General features: G+C 66.9%; 19 protein-coding genes. 3 read left to right on the top strand and 16 right to left on the bottom strand.

Annotated features, from left to right (window positions below; genetic code table 11):
* Nucleotides 1–6 precede the first annotated feature (6 nt).
* The 8 genes from A5740_RS13285 to mqo all read right to left on the bottom strand — a co-directional run bounded on the left by A5740_RS13285 (nt 7) and on the right by mqo (nt 9,798).
* The gene (locus A5740_RS13285) at nt 7–1,035 is read right to left on the bottom strand and encodes an L-dopachrome tautomerase-related protein (protein WP_217696695.1); all 1,029 of its coding nucleotides are present in this window, start codon (nt 1,033–1,035) and stop codon (nt 7–9) included.
* Between the two features lie 148 nt (nt 1,036–1,183).
* Nucleotides 1,184–2,704 (bottom strand): MFS transporter, encoded by a 1,521-nt coding sequence (locus A5740_RS13280; RefSeq protein WP_076194682.1) that lies wholly within the window; start codon nt 2,702–2,704, stop codon nt 1,184–1,186.
* Between the two features lie 33 nt (nt 2,705–2,737).
* Complete coding sequence (gene cobA, locus A5740_RS13275) at nt 2,738–3,955, bottom strand: uroporphyrinogen-III C-methyltransferase (protein WP_076194681.1); 1,218 nt, start codon at nt 3,953–3,955, stop codon at nt 2,738–2,740.
* Nucleotides 3,952–5,319: a cobyrinate a,c-diamide synthase gene (locus A5740_RS13270; RefSeq protein WP_076194679.1), complete on the bottom strand. Its 1,368-nt coding sequence runs from the start codon at nt 5,317–5,319 to the stop codon at nt 3,952–3,954. The genes cobA and A5740_RS13270 overlap by 4 nt, the downstream gene beginning before the upstream one ends.
* A 37-nt stretch (nt 5,320–5,356) precedes the next feature.
* Nucleotides 5,357–5,971 (bottom strand): cob(I)yrinic acid a,c-diamide adenosyltransferase, encoded by a 615-nt coding sequence (cobO, locus tag A5740_RS13265; protein ID WP_076194677.1) that lies wholly within the window; start codon nt 5,969–5,971, stop codon nt 5,357–5,359.
* Nucleotides 5,972–5,997: 26 nt separating this feature from the next.
* Nucleotides 5,998–7,863, bottom strand: coding sequence for a magnesium chelatase subunit D family protein (locus A5740_RS13260; protein WP_076194675.1), 1,866 nt, complete (start codon nt 7,861–7,863; stop codon nt 5,998–6,000).
* On the bottom strand, nt 7,860–8,345 hold the full coding sequence (locus A5740_RS13255; protein WP_076194674.1) for a GNAT family N-acetyltransferase: 486 nt from the start codon (nt 8,343–8,345) through the stop codon (nt 7,860–7,862). The genes A5740_RS13260 and A5740_RS13255 overlap by 4 nt, the downstream gene beginning before the upstream one ends.
* A 13-nt stretch (nt 8,346–8,358) precedes the next feature.
* Nucleotides 8,359–9,798, bottom strand: coding sequence for a malate dehydrogenase (quinone) (gene mqo / locus A5740_RS13250; protein ID WP_371454750.1), 1,440 nt, complete (start codon nt 9,796–9,798; stop codon nt 8,359–8,361).
* Nucleotides 9,799–10,009: 211 nt separating this feature from the next.
* On the opposite strand from mqo, the gene A5740_RS13245 reads away from it, so the two are divergent.
* A complete protein-coding gene (locus A5740_RS13245) occupies nt 10,010–11,086 on the top strand; it encodes an alpha/beta hydrolase (RefSeq protein WP_076194670.1) in 1,077 nt (358 codons plus the stop codon).
* 8 nt (nt 11,087–11,094) lie between these two features.
* Nucleotides 11,095–12,480, top strand: a complete 1,386-nt coding sequence (gene mtr / locus A5740_RS13240) for a mycothione reductase (RefSeq protein WP_076194669.1) — start codon at nt 11,095–11,097, stop codon at nt 12,478–12,480.
* A 3-nt stretch (nt 12,481–12,483) separates the two neighbouring features.
* On the opposite strand, the gene A5740_RS13235 is transcribed toward mtr, so the two are convergent.
* Genes A5740_RS13235 through A5740_RS13205 form a run of 7 tightly spaced genes read right to left on the bottom strand, consistent with a single transcriptional unit; the run spans nt 12,484 to nt 19,030 of the window.
* Nucleotides 12,484–13,590 (bottom strand): HoxN/HupN/NixA family nickel/cobalt transporter, encoded by a 1,107-nt coding sequence (locus A5740_RS13235; protein ID WP_076194667.1) that lies wholly within the window; start codon nt 13,588–13,590, stop codon nt 12,484–12,486.
* 58 nt (nt 13,591–13,648) lie between these two features.
* The gene (locus A5740_RS13230) at nt 13,649–13,978 is read right to left on the bottom strand and encodes a helix-turn-helix transcriptional regulator (RefSeq protein WP_175616234.1); all 330 of its coding nucleotides are present in this window, start codon (nt 13,976–13,978) and stop codon (nt 13,649–13,651) included.
* A gap of 9 nt (nt 13,979–13,987) precedes the next feature.
* Nucleotides 13,988–14,767: a FadR/GntR family transcriptional regulator gene (locus tag A5740_RS13225; RefSeq protein ID WP_254849175.1), complete on the bottom strand. Its 780-nt coding sequence runs from the start codon at nt 14,765–14,767 to the stop codon at nt 13,988–13,990.
* A gap of 6 nt (nt 14,768–14,773) precedes the next feature.
* Complete coding sequence (locus A5740_RS13220) at nt 14,774–15,547, bottom strand: 3-oxoacyl-ACP reductase (RefSeq protein ID WP_076194664.1); 774 nt, start codon at nt 15,545–15,547, stop codon at nt 14,774–14,776.
* On the bottom strand, nt 15,548–16,912 hold the full coding sequence (locus A5740_RS13215; protein ID WP_076194662.1) for an aldehyde dehydrogenase: 1,365 nt from the start codon (nt 16,910–16,912) through the stop codon (nt 15,548–15,550). It abuts the gene before it with no gap.
* A complete protein-coding gene (locus tag A5740_RS13210) occupies nt 16,909–17,616 on the bottom strand; it encodes a gamma-glutamyl-gamma-aminobutyrate hydrolase family protein (protein WP_076194717.1) in 708 nt (235 codons plus the stop codon). Before A5740_RS13210 ends, A5740_RS13215 begins: the two co-directional genes overlap by 4 nt.
* Before the next feature lie 46 nt (nt 17,617–17,662).
* A complete protein-coding gene (locus A5740_RS13205) occupies nt 17,663–19,030 on the bottom strand; it encodes a glutamine synthetase family protein (protein ID WP_076194661.1) in 1,368 nt (455 codons plus the stop codon).
* A gap of 202 nt (nt 19,031–19,232) precedes the next feature.
* Here A5740_RS13205 and A5740_RS13200 point away from each other — a divergent pair, with 202 nt between their 5' ends.
* Nucleotides 19,233–20,798 carry an amino acid permease gene (locus A5740_RS13200; protein ID WP_076194659.1) on the top strand — a complete coding sequence of 522 codons (1,566 nt, stop codon included), beginning with the start codon at nt 19,233–19,235 and terminating at the stop codon, nt 20,796–20,798.
* On the opposite strand, the gene A5740_RS13195 is transcribed toward A5740_RS13200, so the two are convergent.
* The gene (locus A5740_RS13195) at nt 20,799–24,125 is read right to left on the bottom strand and encodes a DEAD/DEAH box helicase (RefSeq protein WP_076194657.1); all 3,327 of its coding nucleotides are present in this window, start codon (nt 24,123–24,125) and stop codon (nt 20,799–20,801) included.
* Nucleotides 24,126–24,200 lie beyond the last annotated feature (75 nt).

The following is a 24,200-nucleotide window of genomic DNA, read 5'->3' as shown; positions in this document are numbered from 1 at the left end:
GGCCGATCAGGAACCTGTCACCGGACCGCCGAGCGGGATTCCGTCGAGGCTTTCGGGCAGGGAGACCGCGTAGGTGACAAACGGCGCTTCATCGGCGGTAGGCCCCTCGATTCCCGATTCGACGGGTTGCTTTATCGGTATGTAGAGCCGACGTTCACGACTGATGAACGACCCGTCGGGGCGGACCAACGTCGGGTCCGATACCAACACAGCGGTTTTACCCGAGGGTGACAGGACGGTGATGTTGCGGGTGACCGTTTCGGAGAAGTACACGTTGCCGAGCGAATCCATCGCGCAGCCACCGGAAAAGTTGTTGTCGAAGACATGCTCGACATGGGCGGCCAATTCCGCATCGGATACTGCCTCGTCCTTGAGATACCGGGTCTCAACCCGATACAGCGGCCCCGTAGGGGCAGCCCAGTAGAGCCATTTTCCGTCGGCGGTGATCTCGATCATGTCGCTGTTTGGCGGGCGGAAGGTCTCGCCTCCTTTGACATGAGCCAAGATCTCGGGCACATCGGCGAGCGAGGCCCTGACCACCTTGTCCCCTGAGAGCCTGCGCATCGTCTTGCCAGTCGCGAGGTCGTGCACTATCAGTCCGCCGAGCCCGGAGTCGGTGACGTACAGCAGCGAGCCGTGCATCCGGAGGTCGTTCATCTGCGCGCCCGGAGGCAGGATCGTCTCGTCGAAACGCAGAACGGTCAGCACCCGCCCGGAACGGGGATCGAGTTGAATGAGCTTCTGCGCGTCCGAAGCCAGGGTGGCGTTGACAGACGGAAAAATGCCTTCGCTGAGCGACCCCTGATCCACGCACCACACCATGTCGTCGGCGAAGATGTGCACCGAGTTCAGGTAGACGAATGCGTCCCTGCCGTCATCGCCTGGCTTCCAGTCGTTCCACGAGTCACCTGGAAATGGGACGAGCGTGCCGCCCGGTTCGCGCCGTGCCATCGAAGGAGTCGGCGTTTGCCGTGCGTAGCGCGGCAAACCCAGAAACATGATGTTGTCACTGGTCAGCGCCACCTGGTTCGCCATCCATGGCGATCTGACGGCGACGTCCAGTCGCAACGGCGGCTGAGCAAGGGCACGGGCCGGACGCACCGCACTCGACGCAGCGGCTGCGCACGCCAATGCCAGAAATCCGCGTCGGCTTGTCTGCAATGTCGTGGACTCAGGTATCAGGTCAGTCGAGCTCGAGCTCTCCGGAATCGATCGCGTCCTTGACCTCTTGGGCATGGGCGACCTGTTCGGACGTGTAACCGATGAACAGCGCCGCTCCGCCGACCAGCACCGCGACTGCGGCCACCCACAACAATCCGTAGGTGTAGCCGGCGTCGAGCGCTGCCAACTGCGGACCGTTCATGTCCTTGACCGGCCCGGTGATGCCGCCCAGGTAGAGGGTGCGCGAGGTGATCACGGCCTGGATGATGGCCAGCACCAGCGGACCGCCGAGGTTCTGCAGCATCAAGGCGATGGCCGAGGCCGGGCCGATGCGGTCGAAGCCGACACCGGCGATCGCCGACAGGGTCAGCGGCACGACGATCATGCCGATGCCGATACCGCCGATCGTGATCGGCAACACCAGGTTCGGGAAGTACGGGATACCGGCATGCAGCGTCGAGCCGTAGATCATCGCGCCCAGCACCAGGATGCCGCCGCCGATCACCACGAACCGCGGCTGGAAAAACCGGACGATCTGTGACGAGGCGCCCAGACCGATACCCATGCCGACGACGAACGGGATGAAGCCGATGCCGGCATGCAGGGCGCTGTAGCCCAGGATGTCCTGCACGTAGAGCCCGATCAGCACGGTCAAGGTGAACAGCACACCGCCGGCCAGGAAGATCGCCGCGAACGTGGCGACCCGGTTGCGCTCGTGGAACAGGTCGAACGGCACCACGGGGTTCGCGGCGCTGCGTTCGGCGATCAAGAACGCGATGCCGGCCACGGCGGCCACCGCCCCGGAGGTCAAGGTGACCGGCGCCAGCCAGCCGCTCTCGGGGCCCTGTGTGAAGGCGAACACCGCGGCGGTGCAGGCCAGGGTGGCCAGTAGGGCGCCCGCGGCGTCGAGCTTCATCCGTTCGCGGTTGGTCTCGCGCAGTGCGGTACGGGCCAGGTAGAGCATCACCAGGCCGATCGGCACGTTGACCAGGAACGCCAATCGCCAGGAGACCTCGGTCAGCGCGCCGCCGACCACGAGGCCCATCACCGAACCGATGGCGGTCATCGCACCGAACACCGCGGTGGCGAGGTTGCGCGCCGGGCCCTTCGGGAACGTGGTGGCCACCAGCGCCAGCCCGGTGGGTGAGGCGATCGCCGCGCCGATGCCCTGCAACAACCGGGCGATCACCAGCGTCGCTTCGTTCCAGGCGATGCCGCACAGGATCGAGGCGATGGTGAACAACGCGACACCGACGATGAAGGTGCGCTTGCGCCCGATGGTGTCGCCGAGCCGGCCGCCGAGCAGCATCAGCCCACCGAAGGTGAGGACGTACGCCGTGATCACCCAGCTGCGCCCGGCGTCGGACAGGCCGAGCTCGTCCTGGATCCTAGGCAGCGCGACGATGGCGACCGTGCTGTCCATGGTGGCCAGCAGCTGCATGCCGCCGATTGCGATCACCGCCGACAGGAAGCCCCAGGACGGGAACCAGGACGGGAGGCGGGCGGCAAGGCCCTGGCGCTCGGCGTCATTGAGTGCCGTCATACCGGGCCACCTTACCGGAATCTTAAGAATCCTTTAACCGGCGAACGCCGCGACGGACCCGATCACGATGATCGCCGGGGGTCGAATGCCGTCGGCCCGAATCCGCTCCGGCGCGTCGGCCAGCGTGGCCCGCAGGGTGCGTTGCGCGACGGTGGTGCCGTGCTGGACCACCAGGACCGGCGTATCCGCAGGTCGTCCGCCATCGAGCAGCACTTTGGTGAACTGCTCGATGCGCTCGACGGCCATCAGCAACACAATCGTGCCGCTCATCGCCGCCAGCGCATTCCAATTCACTAACGATTCCGGGTGGCCGGGCGGAAGATGGCCGCTGACCACCACGAACTCATGGGTCATGCCGCGGTGGGTGACCGGAACACCGGCCAATGCGGGCACCGATATGGCGCTTGTCACACCGGGGACGACGGTGACCGGGATGCCGGCCTCGGTGCACGCCAGAACCTCTTCATAGCCGCGGGCGAAAACGAACGGATCACCGCCTTTGAGCCGCACGACGAACTTCCCTTCGCGGGCACGCTCCACCAGTAGCTGGTTGATCGCCTCCTGCGCCATCGCCCGGCCGTAGGGAATCTTGGCGGCGTCGATCACCTCGACATGAGGTCCGAGTTCGGCCAGCAATTCCTGGGGTGCCAGCCGGTCGGCGACCACGACGTCGGCACGGGCCAGCAGACGGCGTCCACGCACGGTGATCAGTTCGGGGTCGCCCGGTCCGCCGCCGATCAGGGCCACCCCCTTGGCCGCCTCACCGGAATCGTCGGCTTCGGCGGTCAGCACGCCGCGCTGCAGCGCTTCGTGGATCGCAGTGCGGATCGCGGCCGAGCGGCGGTGTTCGCCGCCGGCCAGGACACCGATCGACAGGCCGTCGTAGTCGAAGGTCGCCGGGGTCACCGCGGAACCGTCGCGGGCGATGTCGGCCCGCACACAGAAGATGCGACGCTCCTCGGCCTCGGCAGCGATGGCCGCGTTGACCGCGGTGTCGTCGGTGGCCGCGATGACATACCAGGCGCCCTCGAGATCACCGGCCCGGAAGTCGCGTAGCTGCAGGGTGATACCTGGCTCGTCGTGCGACAGCGCCTCCACCGCGGGGCTGGCCGCCCTGGCGATCACGTGTACGTCGGCGCCGTGGGCGATCAGCGAGGGCAGCCGACGCTGCGCGACGGTTCCACCGCCGACAACGACGACCTTTTTGCCCGCCAGGCGTAAGCCGACGAGGTAGGCGTTCTCCGAAGTCACTCGCCGAGCTTAGTGGTTGCCGCAGTGGTCGCGAACCGGGTGATGGCCTCCGGGTGTGCCGCCGGGTGGGTGTGCAGGTACCCGGCGTGCACGCCGGCCCGTACCACGCCGTCACGCCGCGCCACCTGCCCGGGACCGGTGAAGGCCCACGCCGGCGGCTGTTCTTCGGCGAATTCCACTGTCGTCCGGTGGAATTCGTGGCCGGTGACCCGATCACCCGCGGCGTGCATGCACGAGTCCACGACCGCGACCGCGTCGCGATAGCCAAGGGCGAGACGCTCGGTAAACCGTGCCGACCCGGCCAGCACGCCACACATCGGTACCCCGTCGAGATCGTCGACCAGGTAGGTCAGGCCGGCACACTCGGCATGGATCGGGGCTCCGCGGGCGGCCAGGTCCCTGATCTGCTGGCGGACAAGGGCGTTGGCCGACAGTTCGGCGGTGAACTGTTCGGGGAATCCGCCGGGCAGCACCAACGCCTCCGCTTCGGCCGGTAGCGGGTCGGACAACGGGTCGAACTCGGCGACCTGCGCCCCGGCGCCACGCAGCAGTTCGGCGTGTTCGGCATAGCCGAAGCTGAACGCCTTGCCGGCGGCCAGGGCCACGGTGACGTTGGTCACCGATTCGGCCACCGGACTCCAGGGTGCCGCCGCGACGTGGGCGGCGGATGCCGAGACCAGGGCTTCGAGATCTACGTGCCGGGCCACCAGAGCCGTCATCGCAGCCACTGCCTCACGAGCCTGCCGGCCGTGTTCGACCGCGGTGATCAGTCCGAGGTGCCTTGAGGGGACGGTCAATTCGTCAGCCCGGGGAATCGCGCCGAGCACCGCCACCCCGGCATGCTCGCAGGCCTGGCGCAACACCTCCTCGTGCCGCGGCGAGCCCACCCGGTTGAGGATCACGCCGGCGAGCCGCACCGAGGGGTCGAACGTGACGAAGCCGTGGATCAGGGCGGCGATGCTGTGGCTCTGCCCGCGGGCATCGACCACCAATACCACCGGCGCCCCGAGCAGGTTCGCCACCTGCGCTGCCGACCCCCGCGGGATACCGGTCATCTGTCCTTCGATGCGACCGTCGAACAGTCCCATCACGCCTTCGACGACCGCGATGTCGGCGCCGGTACAGCCGTGCCGATACAACGGGCCGATCAACTCGTCGCCGACCAGCACCGGGTCCAGGTTGCGACCGGGCCGGCCGGCCGCCAGGGCGTGATAGCCGGGGTCGATGAAGTCCGGGCCCACCTTGAACGGGGCCACGGCATGGCCGGCCTGGCGTAGCGCGCCGACCAAACCCGTTGCCACCGTGGTCTTCCCACTGCCGGACGCGGGGGCGGCGATCACCACCGCCGGGGTCGTTGCGCTCATATCTTCCGGCGAGAATGGCGCGCCATGCTCACTCCGCCTACCACTCGATGCCCTTCTGTCCTTTACGGCCGGCATCCATCGGATGCTTGATCTTGGTCATCTCCGTCACCAGGTCGGCGGCATCCATCAGAGCTTGCGGGGCGTCGCGGCCGGTGATCACCACATGCTGGGTTCCCGGGCGGTCATTCAGCACCTCGACCACCTCATCCACCGGAATCCAGCCCCACTTGAGCGGATAGGTGAACTCGTCGAGCACGTAGAAATCGTGACGTTCTTCGGTCAGCCGGCGTTTGATCTCGGCCCAGCCGTCGGCCGCCGCCACCGCATGATCGACGTCGCTGCCGTGTTTCCGGGTCCACGACCAACCTGAGCCCATCTTGTGCCACTCGACCGGGCCACCGGCGCCGGACTCGTCATGGAGCCGGCCGAGCTGACCGAACACGGCTTCCTCGCCGACCTTCCATTTCGCGCTCTTCACGAATTGGAACACCGCCACCGAAAAGCCCTGGTTCCACGCGCGTAACGCCATGCCGAAGGCCGCGGTCGACTTGCCCTTCCCCGGTCCGGTGTGCACCGCGAGCAGGGGCGCATTACGCCGGGCCTTGGTGGTCAATCCGTCGTCGGGGACGGTCAGCGGCTGGCCCTGTGGCATGGGTGGTCCTTCCTGCAGAGTCGGCTTTAGGCGGCGGTCTGGTGTTGCACCAACCGGGTCAGTTCGGCTGCGCGTAACTGCTCAAGCCGCACCACCGGCGACCCCAGCTGTTCGGCCAGTTTCGGCGCCAACCCCAATCGCACGAACGAAGTTTCACAATCGACCACCACGGCGGCAGCACCCTCGGCCGCGAGCGCGGCCGCAGCCTGCCCGGTGCGGCCCAGCGGATCGGGGCCACCGGTGGCCCGGCCGTCGGTGAGCACAACCACCAGGCTGCGCCGGGCGCGGTCGCGGGCTTTCTCCCGGATGACGAGATCGCGCGCCGCCAACAGGCCCTGGGCCAACGGCGTCTTGCCGCCGGTGTCGAAGCGGGCCAGCCTGCGGCCGGCAATGTGCACCGAGGTGGTGGGCGGGAGAAGCATGCGGGCATCGGCCTGACGGAACGTGATCACCGCGACTTTGTCCCGTCGCTGATAGGCGTCACGCAGCAGCGACAGGGTGGCCCCGGTGACCGCGGACATCCGGTCCCGGGCGGCCATCGAACCCGACGCGTCGACGACGAAGATCACCAGGTTGCCCTCGCGGCCTTCGCGTACCGCACGCCGCACATCCTCTGGGCGCGGGCGTGGCAGTCCGGAGCCCTGCTGCCGCCCGGCCGTCGCCAGCAGGGTGGCGAACATATGCAGGCCGTGGCCGCTGCCCGGTTCCGCGGTGGCCGCGATGGGTGTGCCGGTACGGTTGCGGGCCCTCGAACGACGACCGGGTGCTCCCTCGCCGACACCGGGCACCACGAGGGCTTTGGTCCGGAACACCGCCGACGGCGGAGCGCTCGGGCGTGTCCCCGACTTCGCCGAATTACCCTGCGCCAACGGCCCTTCCGAGCCGGCATCGGCGCCCCCGCCGGGCGGATCGAAATCCGGGTCGAAATCTGGATCGGGATCCGCCTCCGACTGCGGTGGCTCGGCGGACTCCCCCGCCTGCTGCATGGCCTCGTCGAGGCGCTCGGGGTCCAGGCCGGGATCGTCGAACGGGTCGCGACGACGACGGTGTGGCAGAGCCAGCTCCGCGGCCACCCGGATGTCCTCTTCGGTCACCGTGGTCGCGCCGCGCCAGGCCGCATGTGCGACGGCGGTGCGCGCCACCACCAGATCCGCGCGCATGCCGTCGACGTCGAAGGCCGCGCACAGCGCGGCGATGCGGCGAAGTTCGGTGTCGGGCAGCACCACCGAGCCGATCGTCGCCCGAGCCGCCGCGATCCGCGCGGCCAGTTCGGCATCGGCTTGCGCGTAGCGCTCGGTGAAGGACGTCGGGTCGGCTTCATATGCCATCCGGGCCCGGATCACCTCGACGCGGACGTCGACGTCACGCGAGGCGGCCACATCGACGGTCAGCCCGAACCGGTCCAGTAGCTGCGGACGCAGCTCACCTTCTTCGGGGTTCATGGTGCCGATCAGGACGAACCGGGACTCGTGGGAATGCGAGATACCCTCCCGCTCAACGTGAACCCGGCCCATTGCGGCGGCGTCCAACAAGACGTCCACCAGATGGTCGTGCAGCAGGTTGACCTCGTCGACGTAGAGCACACCACCGTGGGCGCGGGCCAGCAGACCGGGCGAGAAGGCGTGCTCGCCGTCGCGCAACACCTTCTGCAGGTCCAGCGAGCCCACCACCCGGTCCTCGGTGGCGCCGATCGGCAGTTCCACCAACCGGGCATCGTCGTCGACCGCGGACAACACCGCGGCCAGCCCACGCACCGCGGTGGACTTGGCCGTGCCCTTCTCACCGCGGATCAGCACGCCGCCGATCTCGGGGTGGACCGCACACAACAGCAGGGCCAGCCGCAGCCGGTCCTGCCCCACCAGTGCGCTGAAGGGGTAGGTGTGCTCGGTCATGAAAGGTCCGTCTCCGTCACATCTGCGCCTCTGACCCCGGGCCGCACCATCGGTACATGCGGGATTCCGTCATCGAGGAACTCGTCGCCGTCACGGACGAATCCGTGCCGGCCGTACATGTCGACCAGGTAGGTCTGTGCGTTGATGTGGCATGGATAGTCACCGACTTCGGCCAATGCCGCCTGCAGCAGCCGAGTGGTGTGTCCGTGACCGCGGTCGCTGCGTTTGGTGCACACCCGGCCGATCCGGAAGGACTTCTCCCCGCCGGGGTGCTCCTCCATCAGCCGCAGGGTCGAAATCACTTCTCCATCACGGTCTTCGAGCCAGAAGTGCCGCGTCTCGGCCAGTAGGTCACGCCCGTCGAGCTCCGGATACGGCGTGGCCTGCTCCACCACGAACACCTCGACACGCAGCTTGAGGAGCTCGTAAAGGGTTGGCACGTCGAGGTCTTTGGCCCAGCTGCGGCGTAAAGCGACCGTCATCCGACCGACCCCGTCACACGGTCGCTGGAACGTCCAGTGAGAGTGCCTTGGTGCCCCACGCCCAGACCTCTTGGAACAGGCCCGGTTCGTTGGACAGCTTGGTACCCAGCGAGGGCACCATCTCCTTGAGCTTGGGCACCCAGCTCTGGTAGCGATCGGCGAAGCAGCGCTCCAACACGTCGAGCATGGCCGGCACCGCGGTGGACGCACCGGGCGAGGCGCCCAGCAGTCCGGCGATACTGCCGTCGGCGGCGGTGAGCACCGTGGTGCCGAACTCGAGTACGCCACCGGCGCCCTTGCGCCGGATCACCTGCACCCGCTGCCCGGCGATGTCCAGCTCCCAATCGGAATCGACTGCGCTGGGCGCGAATTCCCGCAAGGTTTCCACCCGGTCGGCCTCGCTGAGCAGCAACTGACCGATCAGGTACTTGAGCAGTCCGACCTCGGTCAGACCGACACCCAGCATCGAGGCCAGGTTGTTGGGCTTGACCGAGAACGGCAGGTCGGTGACCTTGCCCTGCTTGAGGAACTTCGGCGACCAACCGGCGAACGGCCCGAACAGCAGCCACGACTTGCCGTTGATCACCCGGGTGTCGAGGTGCGGCACCGACATCGGCGGGGCGCCCAGCGGCGGCAGCCCGTACACCTTGGCCTGATGCCCGGCGGTCAGCACCTGATTGTCGGTCCGCAGGAAGGCGCCGCCGACCGGGAAGCCGCCGAAGCCCTTGGCCTCGGAAATGCCCGATTTCTGCAGCAACGACAACGCGCCGCCGCCCGCGCCGACGAACACGAACTTGGCGTTGACCTTGCGCTTGAGACCCGTGCGGCGGTTCCTGACCTTGAGCGTCCAGGTTCCGTCGGATTCCTTGCGCAGGTCGCGTACCTCATGGCCGAACAGCGTGTCCATCCCGCGCTGCGCGGTGAAACCGATCAGCTGACGCGACAGCGCGCCGAAGTCGACGTCGGTGCCGTGTTGCGACCAGTTCAGGCCGACCGGGTCGGAGAAGTCACGCTTGGCGGCCATGAACGGCAGCCGGCGGGCGAACTCGTCCTTGTCGTCGATGAACTCCATCGACGAGAACAGCGGATTGGTGACAAGTGCCGCGTGGCGGCGCTTGAGGTAATCGACGTTGGCGGCGCCGTGCACGAAGCTGACGTGCGGGATCGGGTTGAGGAAGCCGCGCACGTCGGGCAGCACGCCGTTCTCGGCCGCGTAGGCCCAGAACTGCCGCGACACCTGGAACTGCTCGTTGACGTTGATCGCCTTGGCGGTGTCGATGGAACCATCGGACAGCTCCGGCGTGTAGTTCAGCTCACACAACGCCGAATGTCCGGTGCCTGCGTTGTTCCACGGGTCACTGCTCTCGGCGGCGGCGCCGTCGAGCCGCTCGATCATGGTGATCGACCAGTCCGGCTCCAACAGGCGGATCAGAGCGCCGAGGGTTGCGCTCATGATGCCGGCCCCAACCAGCACGACGTCGGTCTTCACGGTCGTACCCACGTTTGCCTCAGACACCCTGATCGCTCGTCCTTCGTATTGCGCGGCCCGTCATCATCGACGGCTTTTGTTATGCCCAGGTTATCGCGCGACGAATCCCGGTTGGCCAGGCATGGTAGTGCTATCCGTCACCCGCTACCTGTGGTGCCGTGGTTAGGGTGGAGCCGTGACGTCGCCCGAGCCCCTGTGGGAGCCGGATGTATTGCCGGGGTTCTGGCAGCACACCATCGATGGTGGACCAGATCCGGACGGGGAAGGTGACCTGGTCGCCACACTGGTGCGGCACGGCGCCGGAGGCGCCAAATCCAGCACCGGCGCCGGAGGCGCCAAATCCGGGCACGGCGCCGGAGGTGCGCGGCCCGGCCACGCGGTGCTGGCACTGCACGGCTATACCGACTATTTCTTTCACACCGAGCTGGCCGAGCGGTTCGCCGACCGCGGGTTTGCGTTCTACGCGCTCGATCTGCCCAAGTGCGGGCGGTCCCGCCGGGACGGCCAGACCCCGCACTTCACCACCGACCTGGCGCGCTATGACGCCGATCTGCAGCGGGCCCTGACCGTCATCGCCGCCGACACCGGCAACGCGACGGTGTGCCTGTACGGGCATTCGGCCGGTGGGCTGATCCTCACGCTGTTCGCCGACCGTATGCGCCGCAGCGGCCGGCTGACCGACCACCTCGTGGGTGGCCTGATCCTCAACAGCCCGTTCTTCGATCTGCACGGACCGGCGGTCTTGCGGATGGCACCGACGTCGGCCGCGCTGATCGCCTTGGCCCGGTGGCGGAAGCTCTCGGTGATCCGCAAGCCCACCGAAGGCGGTTACGGCACCACCCTGCATCGGGACTACGACGGCGAGTTCGACTACAACCTGGCCTGGAAACCGTTGGGCGGCTTCCCCATCACCCTCGGCTGGATCAATGCCGTCCGCCGGGCGCAGGCCCGGCTGCACCGCGGCCTGGATGTCGGCGTGCCCAATCTGATCCTTCGGTCGGATCACAGTGTCCGCGAGACCTCCGATCCGGCGGCGATGCAGCGCGGTGATGCGGTGCTCGATGTCCGCCAGATCGCACGTTGGTCGGGTTGTGTGGGAAACCGTTCCACCGTGGTGCCGATCACCGACGCCAAGCACGACGTGTTCCTGTCGGTGCCCGAGGCCCGGGCGACGGCCTATCGGGAGCTCGATCACTGGCTCGACCACTACCTGAACACGCAAACCCGGCCGAGCACAACATCTTCCGGATAGGGGCTTAGATGGAGCACTACGACCTGACGATCATCGGCACCGGCTCGGGCAACAGCATCATCGACGAGCGGTATGCCGGCAAGAAGATCGCGATCTGCGAGCAGGGCACGTTCGGTGGCACCTGCCTCAACGTCGGGTGCATCCCCACCAAGATGTTCGTCTACGCCGCCGAGGTGGCACATACGGTCGCCGACAGCACCCGCTTCGGCGTGGACGCCCACATCGACAAGGTGCGCTGGCCCGACATCGTGTCACGGGTGTTCGGCCGCATCGACCCGATCGCGGCCGGTGGTGAGGATTACCGGCGCAACGACCCCCAGATCACGGTGTACACCAGCCATACCCGGTTCGGGCCCACGACCGCCGATGGCCGGTATACGTTGCGCACCGAGGCCGGTGATCAGTTCAGCAGCGACCAGGTGGTGATCGCTGCCGGGTCCCGCACGTTCATCCCGCCGGCCATTGTGGATTGCGGCGTGACGTACTACACCAGCGACGACATCATGCGGATCCCCGAACTACCCGAGCACCTGGTGATCGTCGGCGGCGGCTTCGTCTCGGCCGAGTTCGCCCATGTCTTCTCCGCCCTGGGGGTGCGGGTCACCATCGTGGTGCGCGGATCGGGGCTACTCACCCACTGTGACGAGACGATCTGCCACCGGTTCAGCGAATTGGCCGCCGAGAAATGGGATTTGCGCACCCACGAGAACGTGATCGGCTCCCACCACGACGGTGAGAAGATCGTGCTGGAACTCGACGACGGAAAAACCCTGACCGCCGACATGCTGTTGGTGGCCACCGGCCGGATACCGAACGGAGATCAGCTCGACGCCGAACTGGCCGGGGTTGAGGTCGACGAAGACGGCCGGGTGATCGTCGACGAATACCAACGCACCACGGCCCCCGGAGTTTTCGCCCTCGGCGACGTGTCGTCGGACTATCAGCTCAAGCACGTGGCCAACCACGAGGCGCGCGTCGTCAGAGAGAACCTGCTGCGCGATTGGGATGACACCGCGGCGCTGGTGGCCAGCGATCACCGGTTCGTGCCGTCGGCGGTGTTCACCGAACCGCAGATCGCCACCGTCGGCCTCACCGAAGCCCAGGCCCGGGCGGAAGGCTACGACATCGTCACCAAAGTCCAGGCTTACGGCGACACGGCCTACGGCTGGGCCATGGAGGACACCACCGGTATTGCCAAGCTGATCGGCGACCGAGCCACCGGCAAGATCCTGGGCGCCCACATCATGGGACATCAGGCGTCCTCGATCATCCAGCCGCTGATTCAGGCGATGAGTTTCGGCCAGACCGCCAAAGAGATTGCCCGTGGCCAGTACTGGATCCACCCGGCGCTGCCCGAGGTGATCGAGAATGCGTTGTTGGGGCTGACGGACTGACCGTCAGGCGCGGGCAGCCCAGCGCTGCTCGATGCGCCCGAACCGCCAGATCCCGAGGGCCACAGCCCAGCTGAGCACGAACAGCCCGACGATCGCGAAGCCGACGAACTCCAGATCGGCCGAGCCGACGAAGGCCAGGGGTCCGGTGGTGATGCCGAGGCGTTCGACGAGCAGCCCGACCAGCACGATGACGCCGACGACCAGGGCCACGATCACCGAGAGCACCGTGACGGTCAGGTTGTAGTAGACCTTGCGCACCGGCTGCAGGAAGGCCCACCCGTAGGCCCGGGCCATGAAAATGCCGTCGAGGCTGTCGAACAGGCTCATTCCCGCCGCGAACAGCACCGGCAGCACCAGCATCGCGTACCAGGGCAAGGTGAAGGCCGCGGTCCCGGCGGCCAGCACCAACAGGGCGACCTGACTGGCGGTGTCGAAGCCCAGCCCCATCAGGAAGCCGACCGGGTACAGGTGCCAGGGCTTGCTCACCCGCCGCATGACCCGGGCCAGCAGGCGGGCCAGGAAACCCCGGCTGTCGAGTTGACGTTCGAGTTCGGCCTCGTCGTAGTCGCCGCTGCGCATGGCGCGGAAGACCTTGGCGATACCGACCGCGGCGGCCAGGTTCGTCAGACCGATCAGGATCAGGAATGTTCCGGCCACCAGCGACCCGATCAGCCCGAGCGTCTGCAGCATCGCGGACTGTTCGTCCTGCACCGGACCGGCGAGCGTGCGCACGCCCAGCGCCAGCAGCAGCGCCAGCCCGAACACCACGCTGGAGTGACCCAGCGAGAACCAGAACCCCGCCGACACCGATCGGGTGCCCTCCCCGACCATCTTCCGGGTGGTGTTGTCGATGACGGCGATGTGGTCGGCATCGAAGGCGTGCCGGACACCGAGCAAGTAGGCGGTGACTCCCAGGCCGACGCCGAACACGCCGGTCGACCCCAGGGTGATGTGCTGCGGCGCCACACCGAAGACCAGCACACCCCACCCCAGCACGTGCAGCAGCAGGACCACCGCACCGACCGCCCCGATCGAGATCCAATCGGCTCGGTCGAAACGGGTTGCCACTCGGGCTGATCGGGCAGCTGCCTGCGAAGCACCGATGGTCATCGACCGAGCGTAAGGCGAGGCCCCGATATCTGTCCAGGTGAACAGATGATGATCGGCTTCAGCCGTGCCGGGCCCCGATCCAGTGCAGCAGGTCGTGCACCGTCTCGTCCTCCAAGCGGTAGTTGACCGTGCGACCGGTTCGCGTCGCGTTGACCCAGCCCTGCTCCCGCAGCACCCGCAATGCCTGGGACACCGCATTCTCCGAGCGTCGGAGTGCGGCAGCCAGATCGCCGACGCAGATGCCGGGTGCACGGTGCAGCCCCAGCAGGATCTCCAGCCGGTGGGGGTCGGACAACAGGTCGAATCGCCGCGCCCACCCGGATGTGTCGACGTCGGCCAGGGCCGACGACGCACGCGCGACCTGTTCGTCGTTACCGGGATGGACCACGGTTCGAATCTAATCCAGGAAGCCGTGGAGCAAGGTCGACGATCCGCCGACATGCGCCAGCATCGCCGCGGCCGCACCCTCGCCGTCGCCGGCCAGAATCGCGATCACGATGGCCTCGTGTTGTTCGTCGGAATGGGCGATGTTGCGGGACAGCAACGGGATTTGATCCAGCAGCGCGTTGACCCGCATCCGGTTCTCGGCCACCAGCGGCACCAACGATGGTGACCCCGCGGCCTCGGCGATGGCCAGGTGCAATCGGGAATCCAGGCGACGGTAGTCATCGGGTGCGGCGGCGCGGACATCGGCCAGTCGTGACCACAACCCGTCGCGCTCGGCGGCACTGAGGGTGCGGCCGGCCGCCATCCTGGCCGCCCCGACCTCCAGGATCTCGCGTAGTCGCAAGGCATCATCGATCTGCTCGCGAGTCGGCCTTGGCGCGTCGGCGGTGTGCCGGGGCAACTCCTCGGCCAGGAAAGTGCCGCCGTACCGCCCGCGCTTGGACACCAGGTACCCGGCGTCGGCCAGCGATTTGATCGCCTCCCGTACGGTGTCGCGGCTGACGCCGAGACGCGCCGCCAACTCGCGCTCGGGCGGCAAGGACTCCCCCGGACCCAAAACGCCGAGCCGGATCGTCTCCAGCAGTCGGCCGACGGTGTCCTCGAAGGCGTTGCCGAGTCGAACGGGCCGCAGCAGCGCGTCGGCTGTTTCCGCGGCGGGCCGCGAATCGACTGCCGCGGCGGGCCGCGAATCAACTGCCGCGGCGGGCTGCGGATCAGGTTCGACAGTCATGGTGCATCACAGCGGGGTGACGTAAGCGGAGCTGATCCCGCCGTCGACCAAAAACGTCGACCCGGTGATGAAAGATGCGTCGTCACTGGCCAGGAACGCGACCGCTGCGGCCAGTTCCTCGGGCTCGGCGAACCGGCCCAGCGGGATGTGCACCAGCCGCCGGGCCGCCCGCTCGGGGTCCTTGGCGAACAACTCCTGCAACAGCGGTGTGTTGACCGGGCCGGGGCACAACGCGTTGACCCGGATGCCCTGGCGGGCGTACTGCACGCCGAGTTCACGCGACATCGCCAGCACCCCGCCTTTGGAGGCGGTGTAGGAGATCTGCGATGTCGCCGAGCCCATCACCGCCACGAAGGAGGCGGTGTTGATGATCGAGCCGCGACCGGCCGGGACCATGTGTCGCAGCGCCGCGCGGCACGACAGGTACACGGATTTGAGGTTGACGTCCTGCACCCGCTGCCAGGCCGGCAGTTCGGTGGTCTCGATCAGATCGTCTTCCGGCGGGGAGATCCCGGCGTTGTTGAACGCGATGTCGACGGAGCCGAACGTGGCGGCCGCGGTGTCGAAGAGCTCGTCGACGGCATCCTGGTCGGACACGTCGACCGGGACGAACAAGCCGTCGAGCTCCTCGGCGGCAGCCTCGCCCGTGGTCGGGTCGATGTCGCCGACCACGATGGTGGCGCCTTCGGCGTGCAGCCGCTTGCCGGCGGCCAGGCCGATGCCGCCGGCGCCGCCGGTGATGACCGCGACCTTCCCGGCCAGGCGTTGGGTCAGATCCATCTACATCTCCTCTACTGCGAAAAAGACGTTCTTGGTCTCGGTGAACGACAACGGCGCATCAGGCCCGAGCTCCCGACCGAGCCCGGACTGCTTGAAGCCGCCGAACGGGGTGTTGTACCGCACCGACGAATGTGAATTGACGCTGAGATTGCCTGCTTCCACCGCCCGCGACACCCGCAGCGCGCGCGACAGGTTGTCGGTCCAGATCGATCCGGACAATCCGTAGGGTGTGTCATTGGCGAGCGCGATCGCGTCGGCCTCGTCCTCGAACGGCAGCACGGTCACGACGGGCCCGAAGATCTCGTCGGTGACGGTGCGATCGGTTCGGCTTGGGGTCAATACCGTTGGCGGGAACCAGAATCCGGGCCCCTCAGGCGCAGAACCCCGAAAGGCCACCGGCGCATCGTCGGGCACATAACCGGCCACCGACTCCCAGTGCGGCCGCGACACCAACGGCCCCATCTCGGTGTCGCGCACGGTGGGATCCCCGACCGCCACCCCCTTGACCGCCGGCTCCAGCAGCTCCATGAACCGGTCGTAGACACTGCGCTGCACCAGGATCCGGCTGCGCGCACAGCAATCCTGCCCGGCGTTGTCGAACACGCCGTACGGTGCGGTGGCCGCGGCCTTCTCCAGATCGCAGTCGTCGAACACGATGTTGGCGCTCTTGCCGCCCAGCTCCAGGGTGACGCGCTTGACCTGGGCGGCCGCTCCGGCCATCACCCGCATGCCCACCTCGGTCGAGCCGGTGAACACCACCTTGCGCACGCCCGGGTGGGTGACGAACCGCTCGCCCACCACCGAGCCCTTGCCGGGCAGCACCTGGAACAGGTCCGCGGGCAGGCCGGCCTCGACGGCCAGTTCCCCGAGTCGGATCGTGGTCAGCGGCGTCCACTCCGCCGGTTTGAGTACGACGGCATTGCCGGCGGCCAGTGCGGGGGCGAATCCCCAGGCGGCAATCGTCATCGGAAAGTTCCACGGGGTGATCACCCCGACCACGCCCAACGGTTCGTTGAAGGTGACGTCCAGACCGCCGGCCACCGGAATCTGTTTGCCGCTCAACCGTTCCGGGGTGGCCGAATAGAACTGCAACACGTCGCGGACGTGCCCGGCCTCCCATTCGGCCTGCCCGATCGGATGACCCGAGTTGGCCACCTCCAGGCCGGCCAGTTCATCGATGTGGGTGTCGACGACGGCGGCGAACGCGCGTAGCGCTGCGGCGCGTTCAGCCGGTGCCAGCCGGGCCCAAGCCCGCTGCGCCACCGCGGCACGGGCCACCGCGTCGTCGACAGCCGTCACATCGAGGTGCTCGACGGTGGTCAACACCTCCTCGGTGGCCGGATTGATCACCTGACCTGATGTCATGAGACCCTTTCTTTTGCATACGTTCTGGCCGCATCGACCACGGCGGCGAACAAGCGCAGATCGTCGAGGGTTTCCTCGGGGTGCCATTGCACCCCGACCACGAAGGCGTCGCCGGGGAACTCGACGGCCTCGATCACCCCGTCGGCGTCGCGGGCGCTGACCACCAGCCCGTCACCCAGCAGGTCGATGGCCTGGTGGTGGTAGCACTGCGCATCGGAGGTGTCGCCGATCAGGGCGGCCAGCGCGGTGTTCGGCACGGTGTGCACCGCAGAGGTGCCGAACACCGCATTGCCCTGCTGATGGTGAGTGTTGCCGATGACGTCGGGCAGGTGTTGGTGCAGTGTGCCGCCCAGAACGACGTTGAGCACCTGGGCCCCGCGGCACACGCCGAGCACCGGAATACCCCGCCGCAGCGCACCTTCCAGCAGCGCGAATTCCCAGGCGTCCCGCCCGGTGTCCGGCTCATTGGTGGCCGGATGCGGCACCTGCCCATACCGTGCCGGATCGACGTCCGGGCCACCGGTGATGACCATACCGTCGATGCGGTCGAGTACGCGGTCGACGATGTCACCCTCGGCCGGCTGCGGGGGCAACAGCAGCGCGATACCCCCGGCTCGAGTGACACCTTCGAAGTAGATCTGCGGCAGGAAACTCGCCCGCACATCCCACACCCCGGTCTGTGCCTGCTGCAAATAGGTCGTCATCCCGATCACCGGCCGCGCCTTCGCCGGCCCGGTTTCAACGGCAGTTTCAGAGGCGTTCAAATCCACGCACCCTTTCCCAATCCGTCACCGCAGAGTTGAACGCCGCCAACTCCACCCGTGCGTTGTTCAGGTAGTGCTCGACGACCTCGTCCCCGAACGCGGCACGCGCCACCTCGGACTTCTCCAACAGTTCGACTGCCTCCCCCAACGTGGTGGGTAGCCGTGGCGCCCCACTGGCGTAGGCATTCCCCGACATCGGGCCCGGCAGCTCGAGTTCGTGGTCGATGCCGTGCAGGCCGCCGGCGATCAGTGCCGAGACCGCCAGGTATTGGTTGACATCGCCTCCGGGCGCCCGACATTCCACCCGCATCCCGTGCCCGTGCCCGACCACCCGCAGGGCGCAGGTGCGGTTGTCCATACCCCAGGCCACGGCCGTGGGCGCAAAACTTCCATCAGCAAACCTCTTGTAGGAGTTGATGTTCGGTGCATAGAACAGCGTCAGCTCTCGCAACGTGGCCAGCTGGCCCGCGACGAAACTGCGGAACATCGGGGACATGCCTTGCGGGTCGGACTCATCGGCGAAGACAGCCGATCCCTGGTCATCGCGCAACGAGATGTGGATGTGGCAGCTGTTGCCCTCGCGCTCGTCGAACTTTGCCATGAAGGTCAGGCTCTTGCCGTGCTGGTCGGCGATCTCCTTGGCGCCGTTGCGGTAGATGGTGTGGTTGTCACACGTGACGCGGGCATGGTCGTAACGAAAGGCGATCTCCTGCTGGCCGAGGTTGCATTCCCCCTTGACGCCCTCGCAGTACAGACCTGCCCCCTCCATCCCGAGGCGGATGTCACGCAGCAGCGGTTCCATTCGGGTCGAGGCGTGCATGGCGTAGTCGACGTTGTAGTCCGACGCCGGGGTGAGGTCCTTGTATCCGGCCGCCCACGCCTCGCGAAACGTGTTGTCGAACACCATGAATTCCAGTTCGGTACCGACGTAGGGCACCAGGTTCCGCTCCGCCAGCCGGTCGATCTGACGGTTGAGGATGCTGCGCGGCGCCTGCTGAACCGGGTTCCCGTCTGTCCACGACAGATCCGCCATCACCAGCGCGGTGCCGGGCAGCCAGGGGATCACGCGCAACGTGCTGAAGTCGGCGGTCATCACCATGTCGCCGTATCCGGTGTCCCAACTCGACATCGCATAGCCCTCAACGGTGTTCATGTCGACATCGACGGCGAGCAGGTAGTTGCAGCACTCCGCCCCGTGGGCGGCGACCTCCTCGACGAACAACCGGCCGGAAACCCGCTTGCCCGTCAAACGGCCCTGCATGTCGCAGAAGGCGACGATCACCGTGTCGATCTCGCCTGCGGCCACCATTTGCTCGAGCTCGGCTCGTGCCAGGATGCCGGGGTGGTGGCTCATTGCACACTCTCCTACCCGTGTCGGATTCACTGGCCAACCCGAACTCCAGCCGACCATTGCCTCGCCGATGACGTCACGATCGTGCCCCGAATCAGCACGATTGTCACGCGCAAAAGGTAGGACAGCCGACCAATAACCCTCTATTGTCCGTGTGCAGTGCGGGTTCGTTCCGCCCGGCCCGCCCATAACCGAGGAGGCGTTTGTGCCCGAAGGCCATGAAGAGCTCACCGACGACGAACGGCATCTGGCCAAACTGGGTTACAGCCAGGAACTCCAGCGCTCATGGTCCGGATTCTCCAACTTCGCCATCTCGTTCTCGATCATCTCGATCCTGGCCGGCTGCTTCACCTCGTTCGGTCTGGGCTGGAACAACGGTGGCCCGGCGGCCACCGCCTGGGGCTGGCCGATCGTCGCAGTGTTCATCCTGATCATCGGGCTGTGTCTGGCCGAACTGGTGTCGGCCTACCCCACATCGGGTGGAATCTATTGGTGGGCTAGCAAACTCGGCGGCCCGAAAGCCGGCTTCTACACCGGCTGGCTCAACCTGATCGGGCTGGTCGCGATCCTGGCCTCGGTGTCCTACGGCTGCGCGACGTTCCTGGATCTCACCCTCGGCACCTTCAGCGAGTCCTGGCTCGCCGGTTACAGCCTGACCCGGGTCTTTGTCATGTTCCTGATCATCCTGGGCGTCTCGGCGGTGATCAACATCTTCTCCAGCCATCTGCTGGCAGTGATCAACAACGTCTCGGTGTGGTGGCACGTGGCCGGTGCCGCCACGGTGATCCTCATCTTGTTCTTCGTCCCGAAACAACACGCCAGCTTCTCTGACGTGTTCGCCCAGACCATCAACAACAGTGGCATCTTCGGCGGCGAGAAAGGTTGGGGCTTCCTGCTGTTCGTGTTGCCTATCTCGGCCATCCTGACGCAGTACACGATCACCGGGTACGACGCCTCGGCGCATCTGTCAGAGGAGACCAAGAGCGCGGCCAACGCAGCCGCCCGCGGTATCTGGCAGTCAATCTTCTATTCGGCGATCGGTGGCTGGATTCTGCTGCTGTCCTTCCTGTTCGCGGTGCAGGACGCCGACGCGGTGTCCAAGGGCGGCGGGGCGGTCGCAGTGATCTTCGCCCAGGCGATGAGTTCGAAATGGGTCGCCATCGTGCTGTTGATCTCGACAGCCGGACAGTTCTTCTGCACCACGGCCTGCCAGACCAGCGCCTCGCGCATGCTGTTCGCGTTCAGCCGTGACCGCGCGGTGCCGGGCCATCAGCTGTGGTCGAAGGTCAACGCCAAGCGGGTGCCGGCCAACGGAGTGATCGTCACCGCCACCGTCGCCGCGCTCATCACGCTGCCCGCGCTGGTGCCCGTCGAGATCAACGGCGCCCCGGTGCCCGTCGCATTCTTCGCGGTGGTGTCCATCGGCGTGGTGGGGCTGTACCTCTGCTTCGCGGTGCCGATCTATTACCGGCTCAAGGCCGGTGACGCGTTCGAGCAGGGCCAGTGGAACCTCGGCAACAAGTACAAGTGGATGGCCCCGGTGGCGATCATCGAGATCATCGTCACCTCGATCATCGCGATGTTCCCGACGTCGCTGGGCGGCATGCCGTGGGATCCGGGCTTCGCCTGGAAGTTCGTCAACTACACGCCGCTTCTGGTGGGTGGCGTCCTGGTGCTGCTGTTCATCTACTGGCACGTGTCGGTGAAGCACTGGTTCACCGGACCGATCAAGCAGGTGAACGACGAACCGGCCGTGCAACTGCCCGGCTGATCACCCCAGCAGTTCGCGGATGTCGGAGGCGGTGATCGTCGAGCCGAACAGGTCCCCGTCATCGACCACCGCGGCGAACAGGGCCCGCTTGCGCTCCTGCAAAGCGACCACCTTCTCCTCGATGGTGTCCTGGGCGACCAGTCGGTAGACGGTGACGGGCCGGGTCTGCCCGATGCGGTGGGCCCGGTCGACGGCTTGGGCCTCGGCGGCCGGACTCCACCACGGGTCGCACAGGAAGCAATAGTCGGCGGTGGTGAGGTTCAGCCCGAAGCCGCCGGCTTTCAGGCTGATCAGGAACACCTGTGTGGTGCCGGTCCCGAATTCCTTGATGGCGGCGGCCCTTCCGTCGGAATCAACCGAGCCGTCGAGGTAGCTGTAGGCGATGCCCGCCGAATCCAGGTGTGCCCGCACGATGCCCAGGAACCCGGTGAACTGGCTGAACACCAAGGCGCTGTGCCCCTCGGCGACCAGCTGGTCGAGCTGTTCGACCAGGAAGTCGATCTTGGCCGATCCCACCGAGCGCGCGGAGTCGTCGATCAGCCCGGGATGCAGGCTCAGTTGTCGCAGCAGGGTCAGTGACCGGAAGATCTGGAACCGGTTCTTCTCCCAATCCCCCAGCAGTCCGAGCACTTTCTGGCGTTCCCGGGCCAACCGGGTGTCATAGATCTTGCGGTGCCTGGCGCTCAGGGCGATGGTGAGCACCTGCTCGCTCTTCGGGGGCAGCTCAGTGACCACTTGGGACTTCGTGCGGCGTAGCAACACCGGCTTGATCCGCCGGCGCAACACCGGCAACCGATCATCGGCGGCGCCTGATTCGATCGGCTTGCGGAAGTACATCTCGAAGATCTTCGGTGACGGGAACAAGCCGGGCACCGTGATCGACAGCAGCGACCACAACTCCATCAGATTGTTCTCCATCGGCGTGCCGGTGATGGCCAACTTGAACGGCACGTCGAGCAGCCGCGCGCTCTGATGGGTCTTGCTGTGGTGGTTCTTGACGAATTGGGCTTCATCCAGAACCATTCCGGCCCATTGGATTTGAGAGTAGGCGGCCACATCCATGCGCAACAGCGTGTAAGAGGTGACGACAATGTCGGCGTCGGCCACCTGCTCGGCCAGTCGTACGGCGCCGCGCGCGTCGGTGGCGGTCACCGCCACCGCGGTCAACCCCGGGGTGAACTTATGGCATTCGGCCACCCAGTTGCGGGCCACGCTGGTCGGTGCCACCACCAGGAACTTGCCCGCCCCGTCGGCCACCGCCCAGGCGATGAGCGCCAGGGTCTGCACAGTCTTTCCCAACCCCATGTCGTCGGCCAGTACGCCGCCGATGCCGTTGTCCCACAGGAACGACAGCCAGTCCAGCCCGTCGCGCTGGTAATCCCGCAGTTCGGCCTCAAGCCCCGCCGGTGGTCCGATCGGCACCGGCGGCCGGGCCAGGGCCAACCGGGCCAGGTTGGCCCGCCACCGGGAGAGCTGCTCGTCGACGACACCGAGCTCAAGCAGTTCGTCCCACAGCGTGATGTTCAGCGTGGCGGCGTTGGCCCGCTCTCCGTCGATCTCGCCGAGTGCCTGCGCCTCGTCGAGCAGCGCCCGCAACCGGAGCAGCTCGGGGGTGTCCAGCCGGAAATATATACCGGATGGCAGAAGCATATGCGTTGCGCCGGCGTTCAATTCGCGGATCACGTCGGCCAATGCCACCGTCTCACCGTCCACCCGCACCGTGACGTTCAGGCTGAACCAGTCCCCGGGAAGCGAGGTGTCACCGGAGAACGACAGCAGCGGGTCGACAGCGGACGCCCGGTACTGCACCTCGGAATCGACGACCAACTCCGTGAAGCACTCGAGCTGGGGCAAGGTCTCGTCACACAGCACCGCGGCCTCGACGGGTGTCAGGTTCACCGCACCCAGCAGCGTCCGCCGCGACGCCAATGCAGCCGCCTCCAGCGCGCCTCTGGCGTTGACGATGGCGCGCAACTCATGGACCGAACCGGCTTCCAAAGTGGCCGAGATGCGCCGGTTGACATGTTGGGTGGCTTGCCGTTTCCAGTCCTGCGCGGCCGCCGCGACCGCCTGCAATGCCGGCGTCATCCGCTCCCAGAGCTCGTCTTCTTCGGTGGCGTCCCGGTACCCGCTCACGCCGGCCGCCGAGGTCGGATCGAAGTCATGATGCTGATCGTTGACGTGGTAGCGCGTGCTCCAGAAGGCGCGGGCCCCACCGTCGAGGATGTGCACCGTGAGTACCGGCACCGGGCCCGTGATGGTGGGCGGCACGAACAGTCCGTCGGCCACCTCCAACTCCACGCTGTGGGCCAGCCGCGGCAGGATGTCGACGGCGAGTTCGCGGGCCATTGCGGCCGGGATCTGGACCTGCTCGCGCCGGCCGAGCAATTCGGCCATGGTGCGCCCGGGCACCGGATCGAATGCGCCCAACCGCAGCACCGAATCGACGACCTGAAACATCCCGTGCGGAGCCGGCATCCCGATCAACCCGACGCCCTCGGAATCGTGTTCCTGTCCGTCGACGATCATCGCCACCGACATCACCGCACCCCCGGTATTTTCGGCGGCGAAGTCCAATCGCAGGTGCACGTTCTTGGTCAGTTCGACGGCCCGGATCCCACTCGTGCTGTCCGCCAGGACCGTCACTCCGGCGTCCAACACCTCGTCCAACCGCGGCCACAGGGTCGCGGACATCCCGTTGAGCATCATGGCCTCGACACCGCGCGGCGAGGTGTACCACTCGATCTCGGAGACCAACGCCCGCACCGCCCGATACTGGTCGCGATCGAACTCGCCGGGATCGGGGTGCTCGATCAGGCGCCGCCACGTCAACGCCCGGGTGATCCAGGTGCCCCGCTTCCCGAGGGACAGCGGCCGCAGCATCAGCAATGTCCCCGGCCGGAACCGGGTGGGAGCACCGATGGAGAACTCCAGGGCGATCGGTTTGCCGCCGCCCTCGGGCACGGCCACCTCGTCGAGCACGCGATCGAGCAGATAGCGCCATCGCTCCACGGGTGGCTGCGAGGCGGCCCCGGGCACCGCCGTCAGCACCAGGGCGACCGCATGTTTGCAGAACGAACCCACGGGGCATGAACACAGCGCCCATTCGACGACCGCCGGATTCCCGTGCGACAAGCCGACCTCAAGGACATACCACTGACCATGCGATCCCACACACCGTCCGCGCAGCAGCCGCCCGCCATCGTCGAACTCGACGTCACGGATCCGGCCTTCGGCCGCGTAGCGCTCACCGCGCATCGTCGACTGCGCGCCGAAGTCGCGAATCAGCTCGTCGCGGGCTATGCCGAAGCCGAATCCAGGCCCCATGGGAGGAGGATAAAGCCACTGTCCGACAGGTTCGGCCGCGGCGCCGGAGAAAACCCGGCCACCCCGGGGATGCGA

The sequence above is a fragment of the Mycobacterium sp. GA-1841 genome, from assembly GCF_001954135.1.
GTDB lineage: Bacteria > Actinomycetota > Actinomycetes > Mycobacteriales > Mycobacteriaceae > Mycobacterium.
Note: the sequence above shows the minus strand (reverse complement) of the source record. Positions and strands in the feature narration are given on the sequence as shown.